General features: G+C 30.9%; 8 protein-coding genes. 1 reads left to right on the top strand and 7 read right to left on the bottom strand.

Annotation, left to right across the window (positions count from 1 at the left end; all coding sequences use genetic code 11):
• The 7 genes from groL to miaB all read right to left on the bottom strand — a co-directional run.
• Window positions 1-1,133, bottom strand: a 1,133-nt coding sequence (gene groL / locus V3V28_RS08510; protein WP_331364600.1) for a chaperonin GroEL, incomplete at its 3' end; no start/stop codon positions are given.
• Between the two features lie 19 nt (window positions 1,134-1,152).
• A complete protein-coding gene (locus tag V3V28_RS08505; RefSeq protein WP_088355328.1) occupies window positions 1,153-1,428 on the bottom strand; it encodes a co-chaperone GroES in 276 nt (91 codons plus the stop codon).
• Between the two features lie 172 nt (window positions 1,429-1,600).
• A complete protein-coding gene (gene secG, locus V3V28_RS08500) occupies window positions 1,601-1,930 on the bottom strand; it encodes a preprotein translocase subunit SecG (RefSeq protein ID WP_331364599.1) in 330 nt (109 codons plus the stop codon).
• Window positions 1,927-2,697 carry a tetratricopeptide repeat protein gene (locus V3V28_RS08495; protein WP_331364598.1) on the bottom strand — a complete coding sequence of 257 codons (771 nt, stop codon included), beginning with the start codon at window positions 2,695-2,697 and terminating at the stop codon, window positions 1,927-1,929. Before V3V28_RS08495 ends, secG begins: the two co-directional genes overlap by 4 nt.
• Window positions 2,698-2,765: 68 nt before the next feature.
• A complete protein-coding gene (locus V3V28_RS08490; protein WP_331364597.1) occupies window positions 2,766-3,272 on the bottom strand; it encodes an LptE family protein in 507 nt (168 codons plus the stop codon).
• A 4-nt stretch (window positions 3,273-3,276) separates the two neighbouring features.
• Window positions 3,277-4,497, bottom strand: a complete 1,221-nt coding sequence (locus tag V3V28_RS08485; protein WP_331364596.1) for a sigma-54 dependent transcriptional regulator — start codon at window positions 4,495-4,497, stop codon at window positions 3,277-3,279.
• A 112-nt stretch (window positions 4,498-4,609) separates the two neighbouring features.
• Window positions 4,610-6,064, bottom strand: coding sequence for a tRNA (N6-isopentenyl adenosine(37)-C2)-methylthiotransferase MiaB (miaB, locus tag V3V28_RS08480; RefSeq protein ID WP_331364595.1), 1,455 nt, complete (start codon window positions 6,062-6,064; stop codon window positions 4,610-4,612).
• 177 nt (window positions 6,065-6,241) lie between these two features.
• On the opposite strand from miaB, the gene glpK reads away from it, so the two are divergent.
• Window positions 6,242-7,732, top strand: coding sequence for a glycerol kinase GlpK (gene glpK / locus V3V28_RS08475; protein ID WP_331364594.1), 1,491 nt, complete (start codon window positions 6,242-6,244; stop codon window positions 7,730-7,732).
• Window positions 7,733-7,858: the final 126 nt, after the last annotated feature.

Genomic DNA, 7,858 nt, shown 5'->3' with positions numbered 1-7,858 from the left:
ACAGCAACACCACCAGCTAATTTAGCTAAACGTTCTTGTAGTTTTTCTTTATCGTAATCAGATGTTGTAGTTTCTATCTGTGCTTTAATCTGATTTACTCTTGATTTAATAGCATCTGCATTTCCAGAACCATTTACAATTGTAGTATTGTCTTTGTCAATTGTAATTGTTTCTGCAGTTCCTAATAAATCTAAAGTTGCATTTTCTAAAGAAAATCCTCTTTCTTCAGAAATTACAGTTCCACCAGTTAAGATAGCAATATCTTCTAACATTGCTTTTCTTCTGTCTCCAAAACCTGGAGCTTTTACTGCAGCGATTTTTAAACCACCTCTTAATTTATTTACAACTAAAGTAGCTAATGCTTGTCCATCTACGTCTTCAGCAATAATTAATAAAGGTCTTCCTGCTTGAGAAACTGGTTCTAAAATTGGAAGAATTTCTTGTAGGTTAGAAATCTTTTTATCGAATAATAAAATATACGGATTTTCTAAATCTGCAATCATTTTATCTGCATCTGTAACAAAATAAGGAGATAAATAACCTCTGTCAAACTGCATTCCTTCTACAACATCTACATAAGTTTCCATTCCTTTAGCTTCCTCAACAGTAATAACACCTTCTTTACCAACTTTGGTAAAAGCTTTGGCAATTAACTCACCAATTGTGTTATCATTATTTGCAGAAATTGCAGCAACTTGATTTATTTTTTCTGAAGAATTACCAACTTTTTTAGTTTGTTTTTCTAAATCTGCAACAATTGCAATAACAGCTTTATCAATACCACGTTTCAAATCCATAGGATTTGCACCAGCAGCAACATTTTTTAAACCTTCTTTTACAATTGCTTGTGCAAGAACTGTAGCAGTTGTAGTTCCGTCACCAGCTAAATCGTTGGTTTTAGAAGCAACTTCTTTTACCATTTGAGCTCCCATGTTTTCAAGCTCATTTTCTAACTCAACTTCTTTTGCCACAGAAACACCATCTTTTGTAACTGTTGGAGCTCCAAAAGATTTAGAAATAATTACATTTCTTCCTTTAGGTCCTAAAGTTACTTTTACTGCATTTGCTAAAGCGTCAACTCCACGTTTTAAGCCATCTCTAGCTTCTATATCAAATTTTATATCTTTTGCCATTTTCTTAATTTTTATTGAATTATATAATTGCTAAAATGTCGCTTTCACGCATCATTAAATAATCTTTTCCTTCTAATTTTAAATCAGTTCCGCCGTATTTACTATATAAAACAGTATCGCCAACCTTAACCGTTAAAGGCTCATCAACTTTACCATTACCAATTGCTACAACAGTACCTTGTTGTGGCTTTTCTTTTGCGTTGTCTGGTATAATTAATCCAGATGCTGTTTTTGTTTCTGCCGGAGCAGGTTCAACAAGAACTCTGTCTGCTAAAGGTTTAATGTTCAATCCCATTGTTATATTTTTAGATAATTAATTTATATGTTACTTTTAGTAATTAGTCAGAAATTATGCCACTGTATTAAAACTGACATTTTTTCAAAGATTAAATTATGAAGTTCAATCTTACAAAAAAAATGCCAACGTGTCATTTACGTTGGCATTTTAATTTATTTCTAACAGATAATTATTTTAAACTATCGTTAGTATTTGTTGTTGGTTCTGCAGGAGTTGTAGTTTCAATACCATCTAAAGTATTGTCTAACTGAAAGTTATTGTCTCCATCTCTAGGAATTGCAAAATTTGCTAATAAAATTAAAGCAAACATAGCAATTGCTAACGTCCAAGTTGTTCTGTCTAAAAAGTTGTTTGTGTTTTGTACACCACCTAAAGATTGTGCTCCACCACCTCCAAAAGAAGAAGATAATCCTCCACCTTTAGGATTTTGTACCATCACTATTAAGATTAATGCAATGGCTACAATCAAAATTAGAATTAAAAACGCTGTGTAACTCATGATTTATTTTTTTGTAAAATTTGTATTCTTTTAATTTGGTCTGCAAAGAAACCACTTTTTTCTGGATATTTCAAAATTAAAATTCGATAAGCTTGTATCGCATTTTCATACTTCTTTTGCTCTAGATAAACTTTAGCTAAAGTGGCTGTCATTAAAGCAGTATCTTGCTTATTTTGGCGAACAGGAACAGTAACTATTTTCCCTTTAACTAGTGGCTTTATTTTAGGGTTATTTTGAATGAACCTATCAATTAAATTGCTTTTTTCTTCAGTTTTTTCAACTGTTTTATTTTTGGTTCTAACAATTGTTTTTTTTGTTGATAATTGCAACCATTGCTGAAAAGAATGGTTATCATTTGATGAAAAAGATAAAGGTTTACCTATTTCTAACTTTTTTTCAACTTTAACAACACTTTCAACTTCATTTTTAATTTCTAAACTTGGAGTAGTAAGCATTAATTTTTCTTCTGGTTTTTCTAGAGAAATTTTTTCTGATATCTGTTGATGAATATTTTCTTTGTTTTTAACATCATTATTAAATGAAGTGATAAAATCGAATAAAACGGTTCTGTCAGTTGTGTAAGCTGCAGTTATTTTTAATTCATTATTGTATTTAAAACTATCTAGATTTTTAAGGCCTTTTAAATACAATGCTCTTGCATTTTGAAAATAAGGAAATTCTTCAACAACAGCTTTTAATTCAGTAGTTTCTAATTGCTGGATCTCATTTCTATTATCTAATAAATTTATAAAAGTATCTGTTTTCAAAATGTTATTTTTGCTTACTGCTTACTGCTTACTGCTTACTGCTTACTGCTTACAACTTACTGAAAAAATTACCATTTAGCAACAGAGGCATTAAATATATCTTGTGTTATCCTTTCTAATATTTCATCAAATGCTGCTTCTTGAACGCCACCTATAAGTTGCGCCGTTGCTGCAAAATCTGAATAGAAAGAGAATTGTTTTTCAAAATTATCTTTTTCTATTAATTTATTTTCGAAACGTACATTTACGGTAACTGTTAATCTGTTTTGTGCAGCAGTTTGATTTGCAGAAGCACTCATTGGTGTAATTCTGTAACCCGTAATTTCTCCACTAAAGTATAAATCTCCGCTCGATTTTGTTAACGTTAAATTTGTTTGTCGTGTAAATAAATCTTGTAAATCTAGTGTAAAACGTTGACTTAAACTTGGCTCTACTAAAGGTGCTTGATTTGGAAAAAAATCTATTTGCAATGTTTTTGCATCACCTGTGCTTCCTCCTGTAAAAGAGTATGCGCCACAAGCCACAAATAATAATGTGCAAATTGAAAAAAATGTGATGTAAAGTAGTTTTTTCATGTTTCTACAAATCGTATTGTTTAATTTTTCTGTATAAAGTTCTTTCAGAAATTCCTAGCTCTTTAGCTGCTAACTTACGTTTATTGCTGTTTTTCTCTAAAGATTTTTTAATCATTTCTACTTCTTTGTCTTGTAAAGATAAAGATTCGTCTTCTTCAATAGTCTCAATAAAATCATAATCTTTTTCTGTGGATGAATTTTGAGGTATGTTTAAAACTTCAATATCATGCTCTCTTTCTTTATCGTTATAAATTTTCTCTAATAATTGATGATTCTCTTCTTGAACTTCTTCAATATTTCCGTTCTTCATTAAGTCTAAAGTCAACTTTTTTAAATCGTTGATATCATTTCTCATGTCAAAAAGAATTTTATACATAATATCTCTTTCTGTAGAGAAATCATTCTCTTTTTTACCACCAATAACTGCTGGTAAATTTCCTTTGTTATTAGGTAAGTATTGAAGTAATTTAGAGGCTGAGATTGTTCTGCTTTCTTCAATTACAGAAATCTGTTCCGCTAAATTTTTTAATTGACGTATGTTACCTGGAAAACGATAGTCTAATAATACTGATACCGCATTTTCATCTAATCGTATAGATGGCATTCTGTATTTTTGTGCAAAATCTGCAGCAAATTTTCTGAATAATAAATGAATATCTTCATTTCTATCTCTTAAAGGTGGTAAATGAATTTCAACAGTACTTAATCTGTAATATAGATCTTCTCTAAAACGTTCTTTTTCAATAGCCGATTGCATATTTACATTGGTTGCAGCTACAATTCTAACATTAGTTTTTTGTGTTTTTGATGAACCAACTTTTATGAATTCACCATTTTCTAAAACACGTAGTAAACGTACTTGAGTTGTTAATGGTAATTCACCAACTTCGTCTAAAAAAATAGTTCCACCATCGGCAACTTCAAAATATCCTTTTCTATCTTGTGTTGCGCCTGTAAAAGAACCTTTTTCGTGCCCGAATAATTCACTATCAATAGTTCCTTCTGGAATTGCACCACAGTTTACTGCAATATATTTTGCGTGTTTTCGATGTGATAACGAGTGTACGATTTTTGGAATATTTTCTTTACCAACACCACTTTCACCAGTAACCAAAACAGAAATATCTGTAGGTGCAACTCTAACAGCTTTTTCTAAAGCTCTGTTAAGATGCATATCGTTACCGATAATTCCAAAACGTTGTTTTATTACTTGTAAGTTTTCCATATAGCCCCTTTTAATTTCCCCGAAGGGGAAAACACTCTTGGTTTATATTTTGAATGTTTTCGATACTTTTTTTTTGAATTTAGTTTCAGAATATCTAGAATCTTTTCTGATATTAATTATTATCAGAATATCCAACAGCGGTTCCTTTTAAAGTTGCTGATGTACAATCTTCTACTTTTACCATTACAAAATCGCCTAATTTATAGTCACCTTTTGCGAAAACGGCAACTGTATTTTGCGTATTTCTTCCTTTCCATTCATTCAGGTTCTTTTTAGAAGTACCTTCAATTAAAAATTCTTCTGTTTTACCTAAATGTTGTTGTGTTCTTAATAATGCGTGTTCTTGTTGTAAATCGATAATTTCTTGTAATCTTCGTTTTTTTGTCTCAAAAGGAACATCATCTTCCATTTTATTTCCAGCTAAAGTGCCTGGTCTTTCCGAATAGGTAAACATAAAACCAAAGTCGTATTTTACATATTTCATTAAGTCTAAAGTATCTTTATGATCCTCTTCAGTTTCTCCACAAAACCCAACGATCATATCTTGAGATAAAGACATTTCTGGTACAATTTTAAAGATATTATCTACCAAAGACATGTATTCTTCACGTGTATGTTGCCTGTTCATAGCTTTTAACATAGCGTTACTTCCGCTTTGTACAGGTAAGTGTAAATATTTACAAATATTTCTGTGTTTAGCCATTACATGAATAACATCTAAGTGCATGTCTTGCGGGTTAGATGTTGAAAAACGAAAACGTGTTTTTGGAAATTTGGTAGCACACATGTCTAATAATTCAGCAAAACCTACTGCAGTTGCTTGTGCCATTTCAGTCGCTTTTTTGAAATCTTTTTTCAAACCACCACCAAACCAAAGAAAACTATCTACATTTTGACCAAGTAGCGTAATTTCTTTAAAGTTTTGGTCAACCATAGATTGAATTTCTCCTAAAATACTCTTCGGGTCTCTACTTCTTTCACGTCCACGTGTAAATGGAACTACACAAAAAGTACACATATTATCGCAACCTCTAGTAATGGAAACAAATGCAGTAACACCGTTTGTATTTAAACGAACAGGAGAAATATCTCCGTATGTTTCGTCTTTAGATAAAATAACATTTACAGCATTTCTACCTTCATTAACTTCTTCTAATAAATTAGGTAAGTCTTTATAAGCATCTGGTCCTACAACTAGGTCTACAATTTTTTCTTCATCTAAAAATTTCTCTTTTAGACGTTCTGCCATACAACCTAAAACCCCAACTTTCATTTTTGGGTTTATGCGTTTTACCTTGTTGTATTTTTGTAAACGTTTACGAACTGTAGTTTCAGCTTTCTCTCTAATAGAGCAAGTATTTACTAATACTAAATCTGCTTCTTCTAGAATTTGAGTTGTATTATAACCTTCTTTATCTAAAATTGAAGCAACAATTTCACTATCATTCATATTCATTTGACAACCGTAGCTTTCTATGAATAGTTTTTTAGTGTTTTCTGCTTTATTTTCGGTTACAAGTGCTTTTCCTTGTATTTTTTCGTTTATAACTTTTTCGATTGGTTCCATATTCAAAAAATGAAATGCAAATATACAACCAAAATTGAAGATTAGTGACAAATTGGCAGAAAATCAAATATGATTCTTCTGTAAGCATTAGAGTCAAGTTTATAATATTTAAAAAGAGATTTTCTTTTTTCATTAATTTATATATAGATTTGATGAATTGAAAAAAGCTTCACCTTTATGGAAAAATATATTTTAGCATTAGATCAAGGAACTACTAGTTCAAGAGCGATTGTTTTTGATAAAAAAGGAACTGTTATTTCTGTTACTCAAAAAGAGTTTACTCAAATTTTTCCTAAACCAGGTTGGGTAGAGCATGATGCTTTAGAGATTTTGTCTACACAAACTGATGTTGCAGCAGAATGTATTGCAATGAAAAGTTTAGATGTAAAAAATATTGCAGCAATAGGAATTACAAATCAGCGTGAAACTGTTGTTGTCTGGGATAAAAATACAGGCGAACCAGTTTATAATGCAATTGTTTGGCAAGATAAAAGAACTGCTAATTATTGTGATGAATTAAAAAAGGATGGAAAATCTAAAATGATTCAAGAGAAAACGGGTCTAGTTATAGATTCTTATTTTTCTGGAACTAAAGTAAAATGGATTTTAGATAATGTTGAAGGCGTAAGAGAAAGAGCAGAAAAAGGAGATTTATTATTAGGTACCATTGATTCTTGGTTGGTTTGGAATTTTTCAAAAAAACAAAAACACATTACTGATGTATCAAATGCATCTAGAACTTTATTGTTCAATATAAATACCATGTCTTGGGATGATGAATTGTTAGCGTTATTTACAATTCCGAAGTCTATGTTGCCAGAAGTAAAACAGTCTAGTGAAATTTATGGACATACAGAATCAACTTTTTTAGAGAGTAATATTCCAATTTCGGGAATTGCTGGAGATCAGCAAGCGGCACTTTTCGGACAAATGTGTACTAAAAAAGGAATGGTAAAAAACACCTATGGTACAGGTTGTTTTATGTTAATGAATATTGGCGACAAACCTATTAAATCAAAAAATAACTTATTAACTACGGTTGCTTGGAGAATTAATAATAAAACTACATACGCTTTTGAAGGAAGTGTTTTTATTGCTGGCGCTGCCGTACAATGGTTAAGAGATGGGTTAAAAATAATTAGAAATTCTTCTGAAGTAGAAGCTTTGGCAAATTCCGTAAAAGATTCAGGTGGTGTTTATTTTGTGCCTGCTTTTGCTGGTTTGGGAGCTCCGTATTGGAATCAAAATGCACAAGGAACTATTTTTGGGTTAACAAGAGGTTCTACAGATGCGCATATAGCAAGAGCAACTTTAGATGCTATCGCTTATCAATCTATGGATATTTTAAAAGCAATGGAAGCAGATGCAGAAACATCAATAAAAGAATTAAGAGTAGATGGTGGTGCAACTATAAATAATACGTTGATGCAATTTCAGGCAGATGTTTTAAATACGAAAACAATCCGCCCAAAAATAGTTGAAACCACAGCAATGGGAGCAGCTTTTTTAGCAGGTTTAGCGGTAGGTTTTTGGGAAAGCGAAAAAGAAATTCAAGAAATTTGGCAAGTAGATAAAGAGTTTAAGCCTTTAGAGGTAAGAGATAAAATTGATAAAAACATAAAAGGTTGGTACAAAGCAATTAAAGCTTTAGAATTTTGGACGAAATAGTTTTATTTTAATTAAAAATAATAGCAAATTTTGGTTGAAAATAGTTTTTAGAAAAGTTTTTTTGAGATAAAATTGCAGTAAAAAAGCGTTTTAAAAAAAATTATAAAAAAAAACTACATACTTTTG

The organism is Polaribacter sp. (assembly GCF_036480315.1).
Classification (GTDB): Bacteria; Bacteroidota; Bacteroidia; order Flavobacteriales; family Flavobacteriaceae; genus Polaribacter.
This window is presented reverse-complemented; position numbering and strand designations above follow the sequence as displayed.